At 70.0% G+C, this 20,558-nt stretch carries 20 protein-coding genes and 4 tRNA genes; 12 read left to right on the top strand and 12 right to left on the bottom strand.

Annotation, left to right across the window (positions count from 1 at the left end; genetic code table 11):
• Nucleotides 1-27 precede the first annotated feature (27 nt).
• Nucleotides 28-102: transfer RNA gene (locus tag ACIBCU_RS17925), tRNA-Asp, on the top strand.
• A gap of 142 nt (nucleotides 103-244) precedes the next feature.
• Nucleotides 245-568: a DUF6274 family protein gene (locus tag ACIBCU_RS17920; protein WP_399232256.1), complete on the top strand. Its 324-nt coding sequence runs from the start codon at nucleotides 245-247 to the stop codon at nucleotides 566-568.
• A gap of 547 nt (nucleotides 569-1,115) precedes the next feature.
• Here the strand turns inward: ACIBCU_RS17920 and bldC are convergent.
• Nucleotides 1,116-1,322, bottom strand: a complete 207-nt coding sequence (gene bldC, locus ACIBCU_RS17915) for a developmental transcriptional regulator BldC (protein ID WP_003949541.1) — start codon at nucleotides 1,320-1,322, stop codon at nucleotides 1,116-1,118.
• 659 nt (nucleotides 1,323-1,981) lie between these two features.
• Nucleotides 1,982-2,824 carry a hypothetical protein gene (locus ACIBCU_RS17910; protein WP_399232254.1) on the bottom strand — a complete coding sequence of 281 codons (843 nt, stop codon included), beginning with the start codon at nucleotides 2,822-2,824 and terminating at the stop codon, nucleotides 1,982-1,984.
• A gap of 177 nt (nucleotides 2,825-3,001) precedes the next feature.
• On the opposite strand from ACIBCU_RS17910, the gene ACIBCU_RS17905 reads away from it, so the two are divergent.
• Both ACIBCU_RS17905 and ACIBCU_RS17900 read left to right on the top strand, forming a co-directional pair.
• Nucleotides 3,002-4,093 carry a Glu/Leu/Phe/Val dehydrogenase dimerization domain-containing protein gene (locus ACIBCU_RS17905; protein WP_362936145.1) on the top strand — a complete coding sequence of 364 codons (1,092 nt, stop codon included), beginning with the start codon at nucleotides 3,002-3,004 and terminating at the stop codon, nucleotides 4,091-4,093.
• 346 nt (nucleotides 4,094-4,439) lie between these two features.
• Complete coding sequence (locus tag ACIBCU_RS17900) at nucleotides 4,440-4,697, top strand: DUF3073 domain-containing protein (RefSeq protein ID WP_031097368.1); 258 nt, start codon at nucleotides 4,440-4,442, stop codon at nucleotides 4,695-4,697.
• Between the two features lie 144 nt (nucleotides 4,698-4,841).
• Here the strand turns inward: ACIBCU_RS17900 and purM are convergent, their stop codons facing one another.
• Together purM and purF are read right to left on the bottom strand one after the other, a co-directional pair.
• Nucleotides 4,842-5,915, bottom strand: coding sequence for a phosphoribosylformylglycinamidine cyclo-ligase (purM, locus tag ACIBCU_RS17895; RefSeq protein WP_362936142.1), 1,074 nt, complete (start codon nucleotides 5,913-5,915; stop codon nucleotides 4,842-4,844).
• Nucleotides 5,916-5,975: 60 nt separating this feature from the next.
• Nucleotides 5,976-7,502, bottom strand: a complete 1,527-nt coding sequence (purF, locus tag ACIBCU_RS17890) for an amidophosphoribosyltransferase (RefSeq protein ID WP_356714856.1) — start codon at nucleotides 7,500-7,502, stop codon at nucleotides 5,976-5,978.
• 194 nt (nucleotides 7,503-7,696) lie between these two features.
• Here purF and ACIBCU_RS17885 point away from each other — a divergent pair, with 194 nt between their 5' ends.
• Both ACIBCU_RS17885 and ACIBCU_RS17880 read left to right on the top strand, forming a co-directional pair.
• Nucleotides 7,697-8,038: a putative leader peptide gene (locus tag ACIBCU_RS17885; RefSeq protein ID WP_362936138.1), complete on the top strand. Its 342-nt coding sequence runs from the start codon at nucleotides 7,697-7,699 to the stop codon at nucleotides 8,036-8,038.
• A 200-nt stretch (nucleotides 8,039-8,238) separates the two neighbouring features.
• Nucleotides 8,239-9,690, top strand: coding sequence for a sulfatase-like hydrolase/transferase (locus ACIBCU_RS17880; protein ID WP_362936135.1), 1,452 nt, complete (start codon nucleotides 8,239-8,241; stop codon nucleotides 9,688-9,690).
• A 33-nt stretch (nucleotides 9,691-9,723) separates the two neighbouring features.
• Here the strand turns inward: ACIBCU_RS17880 and ACIBCU_RS17875 are convergent, their stop codons facing one another.
• From ACIBCU_RS17875 to purS, 7 genes are all read right to left on the bottom strand, one after another.
• Nucleotides 9,724-10,575: an META domain-containing protein gene (locus tag ACIBCU_RS17875; protein ID WP_399232250.1), complete on the bottom strand. Its 852-nt coding sequence runs from the start codon at nucleotides 10,573-10,575 to the stop codon at nucleotides 9,724-9,726.
• Between the two features lie 31 nt (nucleotides 10,576-10,606).
• Nucleotides 10,607-11,407 (bottom strand): sterol carrier family protein, encoded by an 801-nt coding sequence (locus ACIBCU_RS17870; RefSeq protein WP_362936129.1) that lies wholly within the window; start codon nucleotides 11,405-11,407, stop codon nucleotides 10,607-10,609.
• 198 nt (nucleotides 11,408-11,605) lie between these two features.
• Nucleotides 11,606-12,430, bottom strand: a complete 825-nt coding sequence (locus ACIBCU_RS17865) for a M23 family metallopeptidase (RefSeq protein ID WP_399232247.1) — start codon at nucleotides 12,428-12,430, stop codon at nucleotides 11,606-11,608.
• A 30-nt stretch (nucleotides 12,431-12,460) separates the two neighbouring features.
• The gene (locus ACIBCU_RS17860) at nucleotides 12,461-12,988 is read right to left on the bottom strand and encodes a helix-turn-helix domain-containing protein (RefSeq protein WP_362936123.1); all 528 of its coding nucleotides are present in this window, start codon (nucleotides 12,986-12,988) and stop codon (nucleotides 12,461-12,463) included.
• Nucleotides 12,989-13,092: 104 nt separating this feature from the next.
• On the bottom strand, nucleotides 13,093-15,342 hold the full coding sequence (gene purL / locus ACIBCU_RS17855; protein ID WP_362936120.1) for a phosphoribosylformylglycinamidine synthase subunit PurL: 2,250 nt from the start codon (nucleotides 15,340-15,342) through the stop codon (nucleotides 13,093-13,095).
• Nucleotides 15,339-16,019: a phosphoribosylformylglycinamidine synthase subunit PurQ gene (gene purQ / locus ACIBCU_RS17850; protein ID WP_104787613.1), complete on the bottom strand. Its 681-nt coding sequence runs from the start codon at nucleotides 16,017-16,019 to the stop codon at nucleotides 15,339-15,341. The genes purL and purQ overlap by 4 nt, the downstream gene beginning before the upstream one ends.
• On the bottom strand, nucleotides 16,016-16,267 hold the full coding sequence (purS, locus tag ACIBCU_RS17845; RefSeq protein WP_033296931.1) for a phosphoribosylformylglycinamidine synthase subunit PurS: 252 nt from the start codon (nucleotides 16,265-16,267) through the stop codon (nucleotides 16,016-16,018). The genes purQ and purS overlap by 4 nt, the downstream gene beginning before the upstream one ends.
• A gap of 384 nt (nucleotides 16,268-16,651) precedes the next feature.
• Between purS and ACIBCU_RS17840 the strand changes: the two genes are divergently transcribed.
• The 6 genes from ACIBCU_RS17840 to ACIBCU_RS17815 all read left to right on the top strand — a co-directional run bounded on the left by ACIBCU_RS17840 (nucleotide 16,652) and on the right by ACIBCU_RS17815 (nucleotide 19,505).
• On the top strand, nucleotides 16,652-16,987 hold the full coding sequence (locus tag ACIBCU_RS17840; protein ID WP_362936116.1) for an Lsr2 family protein: 336 nt from the start codon (nucleotides 16,652-16,654) through the stop codon (nucleotides 16,985-16,987).
• A gap of 151 nt (nucleotides 16,988-17,138) precedes the next feature.
• A tRNA-Gly gene (locus tag ACIBCU_RS17835) sits at nucleotides 17,139-17,210 on the top strand.
• A 79-nt stretch (nucleotides 17,211-17,289) separates the two neighbouring features.
• Nucleotides 17,290-17,362, top strand: a tRNA-Gly gene (locus tag ACIBCU_RS17830).
• Between the two features lie 183 nt (nucleotides 17,363-17,545).
• Nucleotides 17,546-18,787 (top strand): sensor histidine kinase, encoded by a 1,242-nt coding sequence (locus tag ACIBCU_RS17825; RefSeq protein WP_399232245.1) that lies wholly within the window; start codon nucleotides 17,546-17,548, stop codon nucleotides 18,785-18,787.
• A complete protein-coding gene (locus ACIBCU_RS17820) occupies nucleotides 18,784-19,407 on the top strand; it encodes a response regulator (RefSeq protein WP_399232244.1) in 624 nt (207 codons plus the stop codon). Before ACIBCU_RS17825 ends, ACIBCU_RS17820 begins: the two co-directional genes overlap by 4 nt.
• A gap of 22 nt (nucleotides 19,408-19,429) precedes the next feature.
• Nucleotides 19,430-19,505, top strand: a tRNA-Gly gene (locus tag ACIBCU_RS17815).
• 41 nt (nucleotides 19,506-19,546) lie between these two features.
• On the opposite strand, the gene ACIBCU_RS17810 is transcribed toward ACIBCU_RS17815, so the two are convergent.
• Nucleotides 19,547-20,473 carry a phosphoribosylaminoimidazolesuccinocarboxamide synthase gene (locus tag ACIBCU_RS17810; protein ID WP_362936107.1) on the bottom strand — a complete coding sequence of 309 codons (927 nt, stop codon included), beginning with the start codon at nucleotides 20,471-20,473 and terminating at the stop codon, nucleotides 19,547-19,549.
• Nucleotides 20,474-20,558 lie beyond the last annotated feature (85 nt).

Below are 20,558 nucleotides of genomic sequence, written 5' to 3'. Positions count from 1 at the left end.
AGGCCGCAAGGCAGGCAGCGAAAACCTGGTCCTGTGGAGCAGTTTGGAGTGCTCGCCACCCTGTCAAGGTGGAGGCCGCGGGTTCAAATCCCGTCAGGACCGCAGTAGACGGAAGCCCGGATCCTCTGGATCCGGGCTTCCGTGCTTCTTGACGCCGGCGCGCGCCGCGGGTAACTCCGTAGGACGGAGTCCGCCCCTCTTTCCCCCGACACGGGGTGGCCGGGTCCACCGGGAGGCCGCGCGTATGTCTGCGCCCACGGAAAGGCACGAGACCCGCGCGCTGCTGCGCGCCCATCTGGCGGCCGCCTCCGGGTACCGCCACCTCACCCGGCACTGTCCGATCTGCCACCGCCTGCTGCGGCTCGCCATGGAGCCACTGACGGCCCCACAGGAGCCGCGTACGGCGCGGCACACCGACAACCCGGCCGAGCCGCCACCGGCCCCGGAGGCCGCCGCCGGCGCCCTCGTGCCGGGCGCCCCCGCCGGGGCGTCGGCGACGGACGACGACACGGCCGGTACGGACCCCCGCACGCGTCACCCTGTGGACGAAAGTCCTCCCACGACATGACCATCTGCCGCAGCCGGACGCCCTCCCACAGTGGCAGGCTCGTAGTTGGCAAGACCGCACAGGTGTGACGGGAGTCACCGAATCAGTTTTGCGCGAGGGGCACTTTACGCACTTCCTACAACTGAAGAATTTAATATGTGCAATTGCACTGCCCTGGAAGTACATCCCGGACCGTTCCACCCGAGCTGCCCCACGACGCCCGGGACCCGGGCGAACAGTCCCGAACAGCCCCGACCGCAGTCGCACACGGGCGCCCCGCAAACCGACCCGTCGGCAGGTTCGGGCGCCCTCCGGGACCGTTCGGACACCCTTCGGGCGCCCTCCGTACGCCGGCGGCAGCCCCTCCCGAGCGGCCCTCCCGCACCGCTCCGGGCACAAAAAGATCGCGCTGGACCCGGCGGAGTCCAGCGCGATCGAACGACGTACCCGCATCTCGCCGGGATGGCGCCCGTTGGGGCAGGCGCCCGTCGTGTGGAGCTATGAGTGGGGCCACCGAGGGTTGGGGGACCCTTCAGCGCCCTGTTGTGGCTGCGGCGACAGGGGTGTGTCAGGCCTCGCTGCGCTGCTGCGGAATACCCGCAAGCAGTGCGCGGACCTCTGCCTCGCGGTACCGGCGATGCCCACCGAGCGTGCGGATGGACGTGAGCTTGCCAGCCTTTGCCCAACGGGTGACCGTCTTCGGGTCCACGCGGAACATCGTGGCAACCTCAGCCGGGGTCAGCAGCGGCTCGGCATCAGGGGTGCGAGCGGTCATGAGCGGCCTCCTCGGGAGAACCGAACCATCTCGGTTCTTTCCTCTAAATTCTGCACCTTGACCCGCGTTGCCCGAAATGGCGGACGCGGGCCGAGTCGGTTATAGGACGAACGGCTTGTCTTCGGCACTACAACTACACCATCCGTCCAGCCACGTCGGCCAAACCGATGGAATTGCCCTCCCAGGTGTTCATCAGCGACGGAAGCCGATGGACCATGCCATAGCGGACAGTCACGCCCCCGTGACGATCAGTCACAGGACAACCAGGAGTCGTCAGAAGTCGTCAGACCCCCCATAGCGTGCAATGCTGAGCATTCCGCCCATAGTTGGACGGACAGAGTCCTCCCCGGACTCCTTGTCCTATTTTGGCATGAGGAGTAGGGAAGGGCGCAAGGGCCCCGTTAGTGCTATCCATCACGCTTGAGGCAAAGGCCCGGTTCGGGACGTAGGTCCCGGGCCGGCGGGCGGTCTCCCGCCCCACCTGTCGCACGCGTCACACCGGGCGCCGGTTCACGACCCGTCAGTTCCCCTCAGGACATCTCCGTTCACCTCCGCCGGGCTCCCTCGGCGCCCACGGATGTCGGACACCTCACAGGATGTCTCTTCCCTGCGGATAGCCCCTCTATGCGGCGTTGCGGTCCAATTCACACCACTTCGGGCTAGTTGGAGGATTGTAGGTCACGCACCGCTCGCCAGCGGTCGGCGAGACGTCCGTACGCCACACCCGCCGCGTCACTGTCCCCGGAGCGCAGCGCCGCGATGCCCTCGGCCACGTCCGCGGCCGAACGGTCCGCGGCGAGCTGCTCGCCGCTCAGAGCGTGGACCAGGCCGCCGTAGTCCAGCTCGACCATGGCGCGCGGATGGAACTCCTCCAGCCAGCGCCCCACCTCCACCAGTCCCTCGGTCAGCGGCCCCTCGTCCACGGTCTCCCGCAGCGTCCGCAGCGCCCTCGCCAGCCGGCGGCGTGCCTGCACCATCGGAGTCCGGTACCGCAGCAGCCGGTCCCCGGCCGCGCCCGCCGTCAGGTACTCCCGCTCCTCGTCGTCGAACAGCACGAACCAGCGCACGGGGACGTGCCACACCGTGGTCCGGATCCAGGGGCGGGCGTCGGGATTCCGCTCGGCCCACCGCTCGTAGTCCGCCGCCGCCTGCCCCCGCACCACCGGGGGCAGCACCGCGTCCAGCACTGTGGCCGGAAACAGACCCCCCAGTTCGCTCATTGCCATCCAGCCGCGCATCCGGGTCCGCCACGGACAGACGCAGACCACGCCGTCGACCAACGCGACGAAGGCGTCCCCGCTCTCGTGCACCGGTACGGCCACCGGAGGGGTGGGGACCAATCCGGCGAGCGAACGGCGCAGCTCGTCCTGGGCCGTGGGGAGCTCGGAGCGCTGCGCGTAGCGCGTCCAGTGGCCCCGCTCGGGTTCGCGGAAGGCGGCGAGCGGTTCGTACACCCGCAGGTAGGACGCGTAAGGGATGAGCACCGAAGACACCACCGACATGCGGTAAATCGTGTCACGCCGGTACTCCACAGGGGGGTGATCCCGGGCACGGGAACAGATCTACGTGTCACGAGGACTTACGCTCTTGCCCAGTCGGACCGTCCCGTCGCGGTCGGTCCGGGGCCCTCCCCACCTTCAGGAGGGTCTTCCGCCGCTTCGTACTTGGGAGTCACCACAGTGACCGATGTGACCGGCGTGCCTGTCGACGTACTGCACACCCTGTTCCACTCGGACCAGGGGGGCCATGAGCAGGTCGTCATCTGCCAGGACCGTGCCAGCGGCCTCAAGGCCGTCATCGCCCTCCACTCCACCGCCCTGGGCCCGGCCCTCGGCGGGACCCGCTTCTACCCGTACGCCTCCGAGGCCGAGGCCGTCGCCGACGCCCTCAACCTGTCGCGCGGCATGTCGTACAAGAACGCCATGGCCGGCCTGGACCACGGCGGCGGCAAGGCCGTCATCATCGGCGATCCCGACCGGATCAAGTCCGAGGAACTGCTCCTGGCCTACGGACGGTTCGTGGCCTCGCTCGGCGGGCGCTATGTGACCGCCTGTGATGTGGGCACGTACGTCGCCGACATGGACGTCGTCGCCCGGGAGTGCCGCTGGACCACCGGCCGCTCCCCCGAGAACGGCGGCGCGGGCGACTCCTCCGTCCTCACCGCGTTCGGTGTCTTCCAGGGCATGCGGGCCTCCGCGCAGCACCTCTGGGGCGACCCCACGCTGCGCGGCCGCAAGGTCGGTGTCGCGGGCGTCGGCAAGGTCGGCCGCCACCTGGTCGAGCACCTGCTGAGCGACGGCGCCGAGGTCGTCGTGACCGATGTGCGCGAGGAGTCCGTACGCCGGATCACCGACCTGCACCCCGAGGTCGCCGTGGCCGTGGACACGGACGCGCTGATCCGCACGGAGGGGCTCGACATCTACGCCCCGTGCGCGCTCGGCGGCGCGCTCGACGACGACAGCGTTCCCGTGCTCACCGCCAAGGTGGTGTGCGGCGCGGCCAACAACCAGCTCGCACACCCGGGCGTCGAGAAGGACCTTGCCGACCGATCGATTCTGTACGCACCGGACTATGTGGTGAACGCCGGCGGCGTGATCCAGGTCGCCGACGAGCTCCACGGTTTCGACTTCGACCGGTGCAAGGCGAAAGCCACGAAGATCTTCGACACCACGCTGGCCATATTCGCACGTGCGAAGGCGGACGGTATCCCGCCGGCCGCGGCGGCCGACCGGATCGCCGAACAGCGGATGGCGGACGCCCGGCGTCGCTGACCCGTGAACCCGGAGTCGAGCACCCGTCACCGGACAGTGAGGAAGGCCCGGTGGCGGATGCCCCGCACGGACAGGGGATCAGCCGGCGGGGCCACAGGGAGACAAGACTCACTCCGGTCGGCGGGTCGGCCGCCCACAAGAGGTTAAAATCGGGGTTGACCAGCGAGGACGGGCTCCTCTGCGGTCCTGCACCGAGGTGCGTGATGCGGGCGGCGTACCGTATGGCCGAGGAAGCAGGTACCGTTAAAGCCACGGGCGCGGTCTCTCTGCTGAGAGTCCGTCCTGAAACATGAACGCGTGTCAAGACTCTGGGGCCGTCGAGCCCCGTCACCGAGGGGGTCGAGCCATGGGGCGCGGCCGGGCAAAGGCCAAGCAGACCAAGGTCGCCCGCCAGCTGAAGTACAGCAGCGGCGGGACAGACCTGTCGCGTCTGGCCAATGAGCTGGGCGCATCGCCTTCGAGTCAGCCACCGAACGCCGAGCCGTTCGAGGACGACGACGAGGAAGATGACCCGTACGCACAGTACGCGGATCTGTACAACGACGACGAGGACGCGGACGAGGACGGCCAGTCCGGTCCGTCGTCACAGCGCCGCGGCGCTTGACCTCGCGCTGACACATCAACCCGGTCCGGGCCTGCCCGGACCGGGTTCTGTGCTGTCCCGGTACGGATGCGCGGAGTTCCTCGTGACGGGCCCGCCGGCCCCCGCCGGTCCGGTGGTGTGCCGGACCGGCGGTGACCGTGCGTTCTACCGTGCGTAGCTGCCGGTCAGCTCGGCGCCCGTGGCGTGGTCGCCGCGCTCGGTGATCTCGCCGGCGACCCAGGAGTCGACACCCCGGTCGGCCAGCGTCGTCAGCGCCGCGTCCACCGAGTCGGCGGGGACGACCGCGATCATGCCGACGCCCATGTTGAGCGTCTTCTCCAGCTCCAGCTGCTCGACCTGCCCGGCCTTGCCGACCAGGTCGAAGACGGCACCCGGCGCCCAGGTGGACCGGTCGACCGTGGCGTGCAGCCCGTCCGGGATCACCCGGGCCAGGTTGTTGGCCAGGCCGCCCCCGGTGACGTGGCTGAAGCCGTGCACCTCGGTCGTGCGGGTCAGCGCCAGGCAGTCCAGGGAGTAGATCCTGGTGGGCTCCAGGAGCTCCTCACCGAGCGTCCTGCCGAACTCCTCGACCTCACGGTCCAGGGTCCAGCCGGCCCGGTCGAAGACCACGTGGCGCACGAGCGAGTACCCGTTCGAGTGAAGACCGGACGACGCCATCGCGATCACGGCGTCACCCTTCCGGATACGGTCCGGACCCAGCAGCCTGTCGGCCTCGACCACGCCCGTCCCGGCGCCGGCGACGTCGAAGTCGTCGGGGCCCAGCAGGCCGGGGTGCTCGGCCGTCTCGCCGCCGACCAGGGCGCAGCCCGCCAGGACACAGCCTTCGGCGATGCCCTTCACGATGGCCGCGACACGCTCGGGATGAACCTTGCCGACACAGATGTAGTCGGTCATGAAGAGCGGCTCGGCGCCGCAGACGACCAGGTCGTCGACGACCATGCCGACGAGGTCGTGCCCGATGGTGTCGTACACGCCCATCTGCCGGGCCAGGTCGACCTTCGTGCCGACGCCGTCGGTGGCGGAGGCGAGCAGCGGGCGCTCGTAACGCTTGAGCGCCGAGGCGTCGAAGAGGCCGGCGAATCCGCCGAGGCCGCCGAGGCCCGCGACCTCGGGGCGCTGCGTCTTCTTCACCCACTCCTTCATCAGCTCGACGGCGCGGTCACCGGCTTCGATGTCGACGCCCGCCGCAGCGTAGGAAGCACCTGTTGTCTCAGACATGGCCCGGGATCTTTCGTGTGGGAATACGGGGCTGGTGGGGAGGCAGCCGGTCGGTCCGGGTCACGGACGACGCAGCGCGTCGGCCGCCGCGGTCGCGGCGGGACCGGCCGCCAGCTCGGTCTCCAGCAGCTGCTTGCCGAGCAGCTCCGGGTCCGGAAGCTCCATCGGGTATTCGCCGTCGAAGCAGGCGCGGCACAGATTCGGCTTGGCGATCGTCGTGGCCTCGACCATCGCGTCGAGCGAGATGTACGAGAGGGAGTCGGCACCCATGGAGGTGGCGATCTCGTCCACGGACATGCCGTTGGCGATCAGCTCGGCGCGCGTCGCGAAGTCGATGCCGAAGAAGCACGGCCACTTCACGGGCGGGGAGGAGATCCGGATGTGGATCTCGGCGGCGCCCGCCTCGCGGAGCATCCTCACCAGGGCGCGCTGGGTGTTGCCGCGGACGATCGAGTCGTCGACGACCACCAGGCGCTTGCCCTTGATGACTTCCTTGAGGGGATTGAGCTTGAGCCTGATGCCCAACTGGCGGATGGTCTGGGAAGGCTGGATGAAGGTCCGGCCGACGTAGGCGTTCTTGACCAGACCCGATCCGAACGGAATTCCGCTCGCCTCCGCGTAGCCGATGGCCGCGGGGGTTCCCGATTCCGGCGTCGCTATGACCAGATCGGCCTCGACGGGGGCCTCGGCCGCCAGCTTCCGGCCCATCTCCACGCGGGAGAGGTAGACGTTCCGCCCGGCGATGTCGGTGTCGGGACGGGCCAGGTAGACGTACTCGAAGACGCAGCCCTTGGGCTTCGCTTCTGCGAAGCGGGTGCTGCGGAGCCCGTTCTCGTCGATGGCGACGAGCTCGCCCGGCTCGATCTCGCGGACGTAGCTGGCACCGCAGATGTCGAGGGCGGCGGACTCGGAGGCCACCACCCAGCCACGCTCGAGCCGGCCGAGGACCAGGGGGCGGATGCCCTGCGGGTCGCGGGCCGCGTAGAGCGTGTGCTCGTCCATGTAGACGAGCGAGAAGGCGCCCTTGACCTCGGGGAGCACCTTTGCGGCGGCCTCCTCGATGGTGAGCGGCTTGTCGTCGTCATCTCTCTGGCCGGCGAGCAGCGCGGTCACCAGATCGGTGTCGTTCGTCGCGGCGACCTGGGTGGCACGGCCGTCCTTGCGGGGAAGGTCGGCGACCATCTCCGCGAGCTGGGCCGTATTGACCAGATTGCCGTTGTGACCCAGGGCGATCGAGCCGTGCGCGGTGGCACGGAACGTCGGCTGCGCGTTCTCCCACACCGAGGCACCGGTGGTGGAGTAGCGGGCATGACCGACCGCGATATGGCCCTGGAGCGATCCCAGAGACGTTTCGTCGAAGACCTGCGAGACCAGTCCCATGTCCTTGAAGACCAGGATCTGGGACCCGTTGCTCACTGCGATGCCCGCGGACTCCTGTCCACGGTGCTGCAGGGCATACAGTCCGAAATAGGTGAGCTTGGCGACCTCTTCGCCCGGAGCCCAGACACCGAAGACGCCGCAAGCGTCCTGGGGGCCTTTCTCTCCGGGGAGCAGGTCGTGGTTGAGTCGTCCATCACCACGAGGCACGCCACCGAGTGTAGGCGAGATCGACCACCGGTCCGAATTGGGTGGCCGTCCGCCCGGAGCCACGGGCGGGACGGTGGGGGCCTTTCCACGGGCGCCCGAGCAGGCACCGTTCGATCACTCCGGGTGATCACGACCGCCTCGGCGCTCCGCCTCCACCATGACCCCGGAGTGCCCTGAAGCCGCCGACGTCCGGGATGGACGGCTGTTACCGCCGAGTCGGGTGCCTCGGCCGTTCCTCGTCGGCGCCACCTCCGTCGTGGCGCTCTGTGAGCCGGTACGGCTCGTGGAGCAGACGGTGGGCGAACGCTCGTTTCGTGGCGAGCCTCACACCGCGCGAGCCCGGCCGGGCCCCACCGACCGCGTCCGGCGGCGCATGGGACAGCTGTCCGCAGTGCGAGACCACCGTTGACAGGCTCATGGCCCGTTGGGCAGGCTCCTTCCCCATGCAGCCCCTCGGTGATCACTCGGTCACGCTCGTGGAGCGCCGCCACGTCGATCTGGGACGTGTCGCGAGCGCCATCTGTCGCTGCGCCTGAGCCTGCCGCACCCCCGGAGCCTCCCGTAGGGCTTCCGCCCCGAACTCCGGCACGCGTGCACGCATTTCCGCTCTTCTTCCGCACTGCCCCGTCATGCCCGGGTACGCCCGCCCGCGCACCCTTTCCGACGGATCACCGCACCCGCCCCCTCGCGCGCCACCCTTCCCCCACCGGCACGCGGGGCCCGCCCTGGAGCCCTCATGACGTCTCGTAATTCGAATACAGGTTCGGATAAGCCTTCCGGCTCACCGCTGAGCCGACGCGCCTTCACCACCGCCGTGGGCGCGACCGCCGCGACCGCCGCCGTCGGGATGCAGGCCGCCGCCCCGGCGGCCGCGTCCGACGGCGTGACGCGGGAGCGGCCGTTCCGCGCCGCCCGCGGCAAGCACTCGCGCCGCCCCAACATCTTGTTCGTCCTCGGCGACGACCTCGGCTGGGCGGACCTCTCCTCGTACGGCGCTCCGCACATCCGCACCCCCAACCTGGACAGGCTCGGGCGGCAGGGCGTGCGGTTCACGGACGCCTACTCCGGCTCCGCCACCTGCTCACCCACCCGGTTCAGCCTCTACACGGGGCGCTATCCGGGGCGTACGAAGGGCGGGCTCGCCGAGCCCATCGCCGACAGGTCCGTGGGACTGGAGCCCACCCACCCGACGCTGGCCTCCCTGCTGCGCGGCGCCGGCTACTCGACCGCGCTGATCGGCAAATGGCACTGCGGATACCTGCCGGACTTCAGCCCCACCAAGTCCGGCTGGGACGAGTTCTTCGGGAACTTCGGCGGAGCCCTGGAGTACTACTCCAAGCTCGGTCTGGGCGGCGAGTACGACCTCTACGAGGGCGATGCCGAGTACAAGGACCTGCGCTACTACACGCGGATCCTGACGGAGCGCGCGAGCGAGTACGTGCAGCGTGACCACGACAAGCCGTGGCTCCTCAACCTGAACTTCACCACCCCGCACTGGCCGTGGATCGCCGACGGCGACACGGAGACCTCCGCCGAGATCGTCCGCCGGATCAAGGCCGGCGACCGGGGCGCACTCCGGAACGCCGACGGCGGCTCGGTCGAGAAGTACACGGAGATGGTCGAGGACCTGGACCGCTCCGTCGGCGAGGTGCTGAAGGCGCTGAAGCGGTCGGGGCAGGAGGAGGACACCCTGGTCTTCTTCGCCAGCGACAACGGGGGCGAGCGGTTCTCCTACAACTGGCCGCTGTCCGGCAACAAGAGCTCCCTCCAGGAGGGCGGTATCCGCGTGCCCTCGGTGCTGCGCTGGCCCGCCCGGATCGACGGCCACCAGGTCAGCGATCTCCCGGTGTTCTCGCCCGACTGGACGGCGACCCTGCTGGAGCTCGGCGGGGCACGGCCGGACCCCGCCCACCCGCTGGACGGCGTCAGCCTCGCGGGATATCTGCTGCGGGACGAGACACCGAAGGAGCGCGACCTGTTCTGGCGGGTGCGCGGTGAGCGGGCGCTGCGGCGCGGCGACTGGAAGTACTACAGGGGGAAGGGCGGGACCGACCAGCTCTTCAACCTGGCCGACGACCAGCGCGAACAGGCCGACCGTGCGGCGGCCGAGCCGGAGCGGCTGGCCGCGCTGCGGGCGTCGTGGGAGAAGACGGACTCCGGCCTGCTCCCGTATCCGACCGGTTCCTGAGGAATCCGTTCCGGGCGGATCCGCCCCGGCCGGTCAGCCCTCGGCCGCCGGGGCGGCGGCGTCGAGTCCTTTGCCGTCCTTGCCCTCGATCGACAGGGAGCGGTGATCGATCTCGTACGTCGTCCTCCCCTCCAGCACACCCTGCAAGGCGCGCTCCAGCTCCATCTCCGGGCCCGCGCACATCTTCCGGGTGGAGGCGAGCGGACCGAAGGTGAGGGTGGCGCCGGAGACCGCCGCCTTCCCGTGGAAGGAGTTGCAGCCGAGGTTCCCCTCCACCGAGCCGTCCTTGCCGAAGGTGAGATGCGCCTTCTTCTCCGTACCGGCGGGCAGGGAGGTGGCGACACTGCCGGACACGAGTCTGGTGACCTTCCAGGTGGTGCCGGTGAGCGGGGCCGGCGGCTCGGAGCTGAGGGCGATGGAGTCGCCCTGCGCGGTGGTCAGGGTCAGGGCCTTCCCGCCGCTCCGGTCCGCCACCGCGGCCTTGAGCTCGCCGCTGAAGGCACGGCCCATCGCCTTCTCGAACTGCTGGACATCCTCCTCGCACCCCATTTCCGTGGTCGTGCCCGGTCCGACGGTCACCTTGTCGCCCTCGACCTGGACCTCGGCGGTGAAGCGGTTGCAGCCCAGATTGCCGGTGGCCTTGCCCTCGGGGCCGATCTCGACATGGGCACCGGCGGGGGCGGTGGTCTTCTTCCCGCCGACGGTCAGGGAGGACACGTTCCAGTGGACACCGGTCAGGGATGGGCCCGTCCGTACGGTGCCGCTGCCGTCCCCGGAGTCTCCGGAGTCCCCGGAACCCGCTCCGGAGCCCGACTCCGTACCGCAGGCGGCAAGGGTGAGGAGGGCCAGGACGCTGACAGCCATACGTTGTTTGCGCATGGCCATGGGACGGATCGACCAGCCGATCCGGTTCCCCTCAGCCCATCAGCGGAAGCAGCGGGGCGAGGTCGGCCCGCTCACCACTGGCGCTGACCCGCGCCGCTTCGAGCGCGTCCGCCCACCGCGTACGTCCGGTGGCCAGCCGGATCCAGGTGAGCGGGTCCGTCTCCACGACGTTCGGCGGCGTACCCCGGGTGTGCTTGGGGCCACCGATGCACTGGACGACGGCGAAGGGCGGCACGCGCACCTCGACGGAGCCACCGGGCGCCTTGTCCGCGAGCGCGTCGGCGAGCAGCCGGGTGCAGGCGGCGAGCGCCTGCCGGTCGTACGGGATGTCGAGGCCGGTCGCCCGGTGGAGATCGTCGGTGTGGACGACGAGTTCGACGGTGCGGGTCACCAGGAAGTCGCCCAGCCGCATCGTGCCCGCCCGGGTCGTCACCAGCCGGTCGCCGGCGCCGGCGGGCACCAGCTCGGCGAAGCGGGCGGCCGTCTCCTCGTACAGCGCGCCGAGGTCGGGGTGGGCCCCGGCGAGGTCCCGGGTGTGGTCGGCGATTCCCGCGGCGTTCCCCGCGGTGGAGAAGGGCCACTCCAGCAGGGCGATCTCCGGCTTGGGCCCACCGGCCGGCTCCGGCAGTTCCATGGACCGGCTGACCCGCTCCAGCGCCATCGTCATGTGCGCCACGAGCTCACGCACGGTCCACTCCCCCGGCCCGGGCAGGGCGAGCTGCTCGGGCGTCAGCGTGCGGACGGTGTCCTGTACGTGGGCGAACTGGGCCAGGACCGCCGTCCTGGTCCGGGAGACGTCGTAGGCGCGGGGGCGCTTCTTGGCCGGTGGCATGGGGCGAGACTAACCGGCGCCTCCGACAGTCCCCCCACGCGCCGCCGGACTCAATTCCGCGCGAAGTCCGCCGCGTCGGGACGGACGATGTCCGTGCAGCCGCGACGCCCGGTGGCGTCCGACGCCGTCCTGTCGCGCACTTCCCCGATCGTCCACCGTCGCCCCCCGGACGGTCCCACGCCGACGATCGCCGAGTCATCAGCCGGTACTGACAGCCCGCTCGGCCGTGAACGCCTCGCCGTTGGCCGGTACGCCGACGCCCCGCCAGGTGAAGGGGATCCCCCGCGCCACGTCGAGATCCGGGTGGTCCATCAGCTGGAAGTGCACATGCGGCTCGGTCGAGTTGCCGGAGTTCCCGCAGCGGGCCAGCACCTGCCCCTCCCGGACGGTGTCCCCCGCCTTCACCTGGAGGGAGCCGTTCCGGACGTGCGCGTACGCGGCGTAGGTCCCGTCGCCGAGGTCGAGCACGACGTGGTTGCCGACGATCCTGTGGGCGCCGGTCATGTCACGTACGGAGGCCTCCACCAGCATCAGATACGCCAGGGCAGGGCCGGAGTTCCGGCTGAGGTGGTCGCGCTGGCCGTCGCTCGCGTGCACGACCGTGCCGTCCGCCACCGCGACGAGCGGGGCGTCGAAGGCCGGGAAGTCGCGGTTGGGCCGGGCGACGGGCCACAGCCACCGGAAGGGGGGCCGGCCGCCCTCCTCCGGTTCGGCGACGATATCGATCGCGTACGTCTGCCCGTAGCCGTGGGTGCCGTGGCTGGGGACCTTGTCGGCCGGGCTGTTGACCGCGGTCCAGCGCCCGGTCACCGGCGGCCCCACCTCGACGGCCGGCCGGTCCTTCGCCAGGTCCTCGGCGCTGCGGCGGCCCATCAGGAGCCCGATGAGGATCGCGGCCGCCGCGGGCACGAAGGTCAGCCCGAAGGGCACCAGCGGCTCGGCGAAGAGGCCGGCCAGCACCAGCGCGACGAACACGAGCCAGCAGCAGCGGTACGAGACCATCGCGGCCTTGCGTGCGGACATGAGGTCCCCCTCGGTCTCGGCGTACAGGTCTCAGGGCCGGGCGGCCGTGAGCACCACCAGCAGCGGCACCACCCGGGCGCCGGGCACCTCGTAACGCCCGCGGCCCGTCGTGTGCAGCCAGCCCGCGCCGGTCAGCAGGCGCAGATGGTGGTAGATCTGGCCGGTCGTGCCCGTGTCGTCGAGCTCGGCCAGTTCGGCGGCCGTGCGGCGGCCGCCGAGGATCTCGCGGAGCAGCCGCAGCCGGACCGGATGGCCCAGCGCCGCCAGGGGTTCGGCGGCTTCCGCCCAGTCGGGACGGTCCTCGTCCGTGCTCCCCAGGAGGCCCACGGTGAGCGCGCCGTACTGCCACTCGTACCGCTCGCCGGCCGGCAGCTTCACCGCGCCCGTGAACAGCACCCCGCCGTCGGCCGCCGCGTCCCCGACCTGGCCGAGCTGTTCCTTCAGCCCGTCCAGCGCCCAGAAGTCCCCGACGCCCAGCTCCGGCTTCTCGCTCCCGGCAGCCGACTCCAGCACCGCGAGGCGGCGCTCCAGTTCGGCGACGCGCTCCTCGAGCTCCATGGCTTCCACCTTACGTAATTACGTAATCTCAATCAACGGGTACGGCAGGAATGCCGAAGCCCCCGTCCGGTCGACCCGGACGGGGGCTTCGGCACAGGCAGAACCTAGGCGAACAGACCCGTCAGGGTCCCCTCGTGCGCGGTGCGCAGCTCGCTCAGCGGGATGCTGAACTCGCCCTGGATCTCGATCTCCTCGCCGTCCACGACACCGATCCGGGCGACGGGCAGTCCCCGCGCCCCGCACATGTCGTTGAAGCGGAGCTCCTCGCTGCGCGGGATCGAGACGACCGCGCGGCCGGCCGACTCCGAGAACAGGAAGGTGAACGCGTCCAGACCGTCCGGGACGACCAGCCGGGCACCCTTCCCGCCACGCAGGCAGGACTCGGTGACCGCCTGGATCAGACCACCGTCGGAGAGGTCGTGCGCCGCGTCGATCATGCCGTCGCGGGAGGCCGAGATCAGGATCTCGCCGAGCAGCTTCTCGCGGCCCAGGTCGACCTTCGGCGGCATGCCGCCGAGGTGCTGGTGGATGACCTCGGACCAGGCCGAGCCGCCGAACTCCTCACGGGTGTCGCCCAGGAGGTAGAGCAGCTGGCCCTCTTCGGCGAAGGCGACCGGCGTGCGCCGGGTGACGTCGTCGATCACACCGAGGACGGCCACGACCGGCGTCGGGTGGATCGCCGTCTCACCGGTCTGGTTGTACAGCGAGACGTTGCCGCCGGTGACCGGCGTGCCCAGCTCCAGGCAGCCGTCCGCGAGACCACGGGTGGCCTCGGCGAACTGCCACATGACGTCCGGGTCCTCGGGCGAACCGAAGTTCAGGCAGTCGGAGATGGCGAGCGGCTTGGCGCCGGACGCGGCGACGTTGCGGTAGGACTCGGCCAGCGCGAGCTGCGCGCCCGTGTACGGGTCGAGCTTGGCGTAACGGCCGTTGCCGTCGGTCGCCATGGCCACGCCCAGGTTCGACTTCTCGTCGATCCGGACCATGCCGGCGTCCTCGGGCATCGCCAGCACGGTGTTGCCCTGCACGAAGCGGTCGTACTGGTCGGTGATCCAGGACTTGGAGGCCTGGTTCGGGGAGCTGACCAGCTTGAGGACCTGCTCGCGCAGCTCCGCGCCGTTCGCCGGACGGGCCAGCTCGCCGGCGTCGTCGGCCTGCAGCGCGTCCTGCCAGGAGGGGCGGGCGAACGGCCGGTGGTAGGTCGGGCCCTCGTGGGCCACGGACCGCGGCGGTACGTCCACGATCTGCTCGCCGTGCCAGAAGATCTCCAGCTGCGTGCCCTCGGTCACCTCACCGATGACGGTGGCGATGACGTCCCACTTCTCGCAGATCTCCATGAAGCGGTCCACGTGCTGCGGCTCGACGATCGCGCACATGCGCTCCTGCGACTCGCTCATGAGGATTTCCTCGGGCGAGAGGGAGGAGTCGCGCAGCGGCACGGTGTCCAGCTCGACGCGCATTCCGCCGGAGCCTGCGGAGGCCAGCTCACTCGTGGCGCAGGAGAGCCCGGCGCCGCCGAGGTCCTGGATGCCCGCGACGAGCTTCTCCTTGAAGATCTCCAGGGTGCACTCGATGAGGAGCTTCTCCTGGAACGGGTCGCCGACCTGGACGGCGGGGCGCTTGGTGGGCTTGGTGTCGTCGAAGGTCTCCGAGGCCAGCACGGAGACGCCGCCGATGCCGTCGCCGCCGGTGCGGGCGCCGTAGAGGATCACCTTGTTGCCGGGACCGGAGGCCTGGGCGAGGTGGATGTCCTCGTGCTTCATCACGCCGATGCAGCCGGCGTTGACGAGCGGGTTGCCCTGGTAGCAGGCGTCGAAGACGACCTCGCCGCCGATGTTCGGCAGGCCGAGGCAGTTCCCGTAACCACCGATGCCCGCGACGATGCCCGGCAGGACCCGGCGGGTGTCGGGGTGGTCGGCCGCACCGAAGCGCAGCGGGTCGACGACCGCGATCGGACGGGCACCCATGGCCAGGATGTCGCGGACGATGCCGCCGACGCCGGTGGCCGCGCCCTGGTAGGGCTCGATGTACGAGGGGTGGTTGTGCGACTCGACCTTGAAGGTGACCGCGTAACCCTGGCCGACGTCGACCACACCGGCGTTCTCGCCGATGCCGACGAGCATCGCGTCGTTGGCGGGGACCTTCTCGCCGAACTGCTTGAGGTGGACCTTGCTGCTCTTGTACGAGCAGTGCTCGGACCACATCACGGAGTACATGGCGAGCTCGGCGCCGGTGGGACGGCGGCCCAGGATCTCGCGGATCCGGGCGTACTCGTCCTCCTTGAGGCCGAGCTCCTTCCAGGGCTGTCCGGCGTCCGGGGTTTCGGCCGCGTGCTTGACCGTGTCCAGGCTCATGCGTTGACCAGCTTCTTGATGATCGAGGTGAAGAAACCCAGACCGTCGGTGCGACCGGTACCGATCAGCGGCTCGACGGCGTGCTCCGGGTGCGGCATCAGACCGACGACGTTGCCCGCGGCGTTGGTGATGCCGGCGATGTCGCGCAGCGAGCCGTTCGGGTTGACGTCGGCGTAACGGAAGGCGACGCGGCCCTCGGCCTCCAGCTCGTCGAGCGTGCGCTCGTCGGCGGTGTACCGGCCGTCCACGTTCTTCAGCGGTACGGAGATCTCCTGGCCCGCCGAGTAGTCCGTGGTCCAGGCGGTCTCCGCGTTCTCCACCCGCAGCTTCTGGTCGCGGCAGATGAAGTGGAGGTGGTTGTTGCGCAGCATCGCACCGGGCAGCAGGTGTGCCTCGGTCAGGATCTGGAAACCGTTGCAGATACCGAGGACGGGCATGCCGGCCTTCGCCTGCTCGATGACGGTCTCCATCACCGGCGAGAAACGCGAGATGGCGCCGGCGCGCAGATAGTCGCCGTAACTGAATCCGCCCGCCAGGATGACCGCGTCGACCTGGTGGAGGTCCTTGTCGCGGTGCCAGAGGGATACGGGCTCTCCGCCCGCGATCCGCACGGCCCGCAGGCTGTCCTGGTCGTCGAGTGTGCCGGGAAAAGTGACGACGCCGATACGGGTGGTCACTTCTCCTCCTCCACCTTGACGGTGAAGTCCTCGATGACGGTGTTGGCGAGGAAGGTCTCGGCCATCTCGTTAATGCGGGCGAGGGCGGCATCGTCGACCGGCCCCTCGACCTCGAGCTCGAAACGCTTTCCCTGACGAACGTCCGCGATTCCGTCGAAGCCGAGACGGGGCAGTGCGCGCTGCACAGCCTGTCCCTGCGGGTCGAGGATCTCCGGCTTGAGCATGACGTCGACTACGACGCGTGCCACTGGCACTCCCGGTGGTGTGGTGCGGCTGTGTCTCCGAGGGGTTCCCCAGATCCCCGCGGGTCCACTCAGCGTACCTGGCCCGAAATTCTACGCGGGTAGATATCGGGCGGCCCTGATCACGGCGAGATATCGGAGGCGACAACAGCCGGGAAAAATCCTGGAAAAAATCTTCGCCCGGATTGCACGCGGACACACGGCGGCAACACGCGGATGCAATTGGCCGGGCTTCACAATGCGGCGCCCACCGCTGTACAAATGAATACCGGGGAAAGCACGATTGCCCCGGAACAGTCGACAGCCGTCGATCCGTATCCGCCCAGCCGCCGGAAGGCCGGCATCAGCGCATGTCAGGCGCGACGATGCCGTAGGAAAGGACCGATATCCGTGGCTCAGCGCGTCGTGGTCACACTCTCCGACGACATCGACGGGGGAGAAGCAGCGGAAACGGTCACCTTCGCCCTGGACGGGAAGTCGTACGAGATCGACCTCAATCCCGCCAATGCAAAGAAACTGCGTAAGTCGCTGGCCCCGTACGTCGCGGCAGGCCGAAAGCAGACAAATACCGGCAAGCGCGGCAAGGCTCCGGTGGCGTACCACCACACGTCGCTCGCGCCGGACCCCGCGGCCGTGCGCGCCTGGGCGCGCTCGCACCGGATGGAGGTGCCGGCCCGCGGCCGGATCCCCAAGAAGGTCTACGAGGCGTTCGACGCCGCCAGTTGAGGCGGCGCCCGGAATGCTCCATTCCGCTCCGGCGTCCGCCGGGCCCCGGAGCGACACCTCGGGGAGCCGACTTGCACAACACCCCTGCAGGTCGGCTAGAGTCTGGAGCACGCCGAAGGGCAAGGCCGAAGAGCCGGGTCCGACGCAGCGTGCGGGTGTAGTTCAGTAGTAGAACATCCCCCTTCCAGGGGGAAGGCGCAGTGTGCAATTCCTGTCACCCGCTCTGCACTGCCTTACCGGACCACTGAGTGGATCAGGTAGAGTAGTGAGCGCTCCACCGGTGAAAGCCGAGTGGCAGCAATGCGGACGTAGCTCAGTTGGTAGAGCGCAACCTTGCCAAGGTTGAGGTCGCCAGTTCGAACCTGGTCGTCCGCTCTTGATTCAAAGGCCCCGGTCGATATCGACCGGGGCCTTTGGCGTCTCCGGTTATCGGCGCATGACGTTTGTCATGGGCAGCGGTGACAATGCGCACTGCTCGCGGCCGTGATCCTGCGGAAGTCTTGAGCGAGAGGTCCACGGGGAACAGGGGGAGCCGAAACCGTGTGGGTACGGAGACAGGTGCGCAGCTGGCAGCGGCGCGACGGATTCGACAAGATCGATCTCTACACGCGCGGGACCATGCACTCCATGGTCTGGGGGATGGTCGTGTGCGTGGCGCTCCTGTCGGTGACGCGCCCGGTCCGGCACTCGGACGCACCCACCGCCCTGATCGCCGTCACGGTCCTGACCGTGATCGCGCAGGGCGTCTTCTCGGTGCCGCTGGTCTCCCGGGCCCTCGACGGCTACCTCGGCCGCGGGGGCGTCGAACGACGGCCGATCGCCCTGGCGACCCTCCTGTTCATCGTGAACGCGGCAAGCCTGCTGGCACTCGGCGGTTACGCCGGCACCGAGACCTACCCCGAGCTCCGGTTGGCTCTGGCGGCGGTGGCGTGGCCGTTCCTGACGCCGTTCGTCCTCGCCGTCCCGATGTGGGCGTCCAGTGTGTACATCGCGGTGGTGGCGGCCGGCATGAGCGGGGGCACCCTGCTGGCCGGGGGCACCGGCTCCTTCGCCCTGACCACTCTGGCGGGGGTGGGCTTCGGCGGTCTGCTGATCTCCTCCACCGTGCGTCTCTCCGCCTGGACGCTCGGCATCATGCAGAAGCTCCGCGACGCCCAGGACGTCGAGACCCGGCTGGCGGTCGCCGAGGAGCGGCTGCGGTTCGGGCGGGACATGCATGACGTGCTGGGCCGGAATCTGGCGGTGATCGCGCTGAAGAGCGAGCTCGCGGTCGAGCTGGCGCAGCGCGGAAAGCCCGCCGCGACGGACCAGATGGTCGAGGTGCAGCGCATCGCCCGCGCCTCCCAGCAGGAGGTCCGGGACGTCGTACGGGGCTACCGGGAGGCCGATCTCCGTACGGAACTGCTCGGAGCCCAGGGGGTCTTGCGGGCGGCGGGGATCGAGTGCGCCGTCCACGGCGACGGCGGACAGCTCCCCTCCCCCGTGCAGTCGGCGCTCGGCTGGGCCGTACGCGAGGCGGCCACCAACGTGCTGCGGCACGGCGATCCACGGCGGTGCGACATCCGGCTGGAGACCGCGCGGGACCGGGTCCGCCTGGTGGTGGAGAACGACGGCGTGACACGGGACGAGGCCGTCGTCTCCGACGGCGGCTCAGGACTCCACGGGCTCCGGGAACGGCTGGCCGCGGTCGGCGGTTCGCTGGAGGCGGGGCCGACGGGCGACGGACGGTTCCATCTGACCGCGGCTGTCCCGCTGCCCTCGCCACGGAACGCCGCACCCTCCCCGCTGGAGAAGAGATGACACCCGCACCGGGCCCCGTCCGCGTCCTGCTCGCCGACGACGAGCACCTGATCCGGGGCGCGCTGGCCGCCCTCCTCGCGCTGGAGGACGACATCGTCCTGGTCGCCGAGGCGGCGACCGGGCCGGAGGCGCTCGCCATGGCGATGGCCCACCGGCCCGATGTGGCGGTCCTGGACCTGGAGATGCCGGGCGCCGACGGTGTGAAGGTCGCCACATCGCTGCGGACCGGACTGCCCGGCTGCAAGACCATGATCGTGACGAGCCACGGCCGGCCCGGGCACCTGAAACGCGCTCTGGAGGCGGGCGTCCGGGCGTTCGTCCCGAAGACGGTCAGCGCCCGGCGGCTGGCCGAGATAATCCGCACGGTGCACGCCGGAAACCGTTATGTGGACCCGGAGTTGGCGGCCGACGCCATCTCCGCCGGGGATTCCCCCCTGACCGCGCGGGAGGCGGAGGTGCTGGAGCTCGCGGCGGACGGTGCGCCGGTCGCGGAGATCGCGGAGCGGGCGTCGCTGTCGCAGGGCACCGTGCGCAACTACCTGTCCGCGGCCGTCTCCAAACTCGGGGCGGAGAACCGTCATGCGGCAGTGCGTCTCGCACGGCAGAGAGGTTGGGTATAGTAGGCACCGCGCTTCGGCGCATGCGGACGTAGCTCAGTTGGTAGAGCGCAACCTTGCCAAGGTTGAGGTCGCCAGTTCGAACCTGGTCGTCCGCTCCACACAAGAAGGCCCCGGTCATCGTGACCGGGGCCTTCTGCTGTCACACCCCCTGGGCCGGCCAGCTCGTGCCGGTCAGGAGCTCGTACGCGTCGATGTACTTGGCCCGGGTCGCGTCGACGATCTCCTGCGGCAGCGGCGGGGGCGGCTGCTCGCCGTGGCGGTCCCAGCCGGAGGCCGGTGAGGTCAGCCAGTCACGCACGAACTGCTTGTCGTACGAAGGCTGCGCCTTGCCCGGCTCCCAGCTCTCGGCCGGCCAGAAGCGGGAGGAGTCGGGCGTCAGCACCTCGTCCGCGAGGATCAGCTCCTCGCCGCCGTCCGCGGCCGGCGCGAAGCCGAACTCGAACTTCGTGTCGGCGAGGATGATCCCGCGCTCACGGGCGATGTCCCGGGCCCGGCCGTAGACGTCCAGCGTCGTCCGGCGCAGCACGGCCGCCGTCTCGGGGCCGACCTCGCGGGCGACCTCCTCGTACGACACGTTCTCGTCGTGATCGCCGACCGCGGCCTTCGTGGCCGGGGTGAAGATCGGCCCCGGGAGCTCGGAGCCGTCGACCAGGCCCTCGGGCAGACCGAGACCGCAGACGGTCCGGGTGGCGTTGTACTCCGTCAGGCCGGAGCCCGTCAGATAGCCACGCGCCACGCACTCGACCGGGACCATCCGCAGCGAGCGGCAGATCAGGGTCCGGCCGGCCCAGTCGGCGGGGGCGCCGGACGGAAGCTCCGTCGACAGCACATGGTTGGGGACGAGATCGGCGAGCTGGTCGAACCACCACAGCGACAGCTGTGTGAGCACGCGACCCTTGTCCGGGATCTCGGTGGGCAGGACCCAGTCGTACGCGGACATACGGTCACTGGCGACCATCACGAGGTCACCCGCCTCGTTCCGGTACAGGTCGCGCACCTTGCCGGTGTGCAGGTGGGTGAGCCCCGGCACCTGCACGGGCTCGGGCTTTTCTACGAAACCGGACACGCTGCCTCCGCGTAGGTTGATCCAGGAGTCGTTCCGATTGTCCCGCATGCCGGGGTGCCACGCCGCCAGGGGTCGCACCGTGGAC

This window comes from Streptomyces sp. NPDC051064 (assembly GCF_044455985.1).
Taxonomy (GTDB): domain Bacteria; phylum Actinomycetota; class Actinomycetes; order Streptomycetales; family Streptomycetaceae; genus Streptomyces.
The sequence above is the reverse complement of the archived record's forward strand: the minus strand, read 5'-3'. Positions and strand labels throughout refer to the sequence as shown.

Excerpts from the sequence above, each read along its gene's own strand:
- ACIBCU_RS17820 (WP_399232244.1), top strand. The coding sequence starts at position 18,784 with ATGACACCCGCACCGGGCCCCGTCCGCGTCCTGCTCGCCGACGACGAG.
- ACIBCU_RS17865 (WP_399232247.1), bottom strand. The coding sequence starts at position 12,430 with ATGTCCGCACGCAAGGCCGCGATGGTCTCGTACCGCTGCTGCTGGCTC.
- ACIBCU_RS17875 (WP_399232250.1), bottom strand. The coding sequence starts at position 10,575 with ATGGCCATGCGCAAACAACGTATGGCTGTCAGCGTCCTGGCCCTCCTC.
- ACIBCU_RS17860 (WP_362936123.1), bottom strand. The coding sequence starts at position 12,988 with ATGGAGCTCGAGGAGCGCGTCGCCGAACTGGAGCGCCGCCTCGCGGTG.
- purL (WP_362936120.1), bottom strand. The coding sequence starts at position 15,342 with ATGAGCCTGGACACGGTCAAGCACGCGGCCGAAACCCCGGACGCCGGA.
- ACIBCU_RS17910 (WP_399232254.1), bottom strand. The coding sequence starts at position 2,824 with ATGTCGGTGGTGTCTTCGGTGCTCATCCCTTACGCGTCCTACCTGCGG.
- ACIBCU_RS17870 (WP_362936129.1), bottom strand. The coding sequence starts at position 11,407 with ATGCCACCGGCCAAGAAGCGCCCCCGCGCCTACGACGTCTCCCGGACC.
- ACIBCU_RS17900 (WP_031097368.1), top strand. The coding sequence starts at position 4,440 with ATGGGGCGCGGCCGGGCAAAGGCCAAGCAGACCAAGGTCGCCCGCCAG.
- bldC (WP_003949541.1), bottom strand. The coding sequence starts at position 1,322 with ATGACCGCTCGCACCCCTGATGCCGAGCCGCTGCTGACCCCGGCTGAG.
- ACIBCU_RS17920 (WP_399232256.1), top strand. The coding sequence starts at position 245 with ATGTCTGCGCCCACGGAAAGGCACGAGACCCGCGCGCTGCTGCGCGCC.
- ACIBCU_RS17885 (WP_362936138.1), top strand. The coding sequence starts at position 7,697 with ATGGACGGCTGTTACCGCCGAGTCGGGTGCCTCGGCCGTTCCTCGTCG.
- purM (WP_362936142.1), bottom strand. The coding sequence starts at position 5,915 with ATGTCTGAGACAACAGGTGCTTCCTACGCTGCGGCGGGCGTCGACATC.
- ACIBCU_RS17880 (WP_362936135.1), top strand. The coding sequence starts at position 8,239 with ATGACGTCTCGTAATTCGAATACAGGTTCGGATAAGCCTTCCGGCTCA.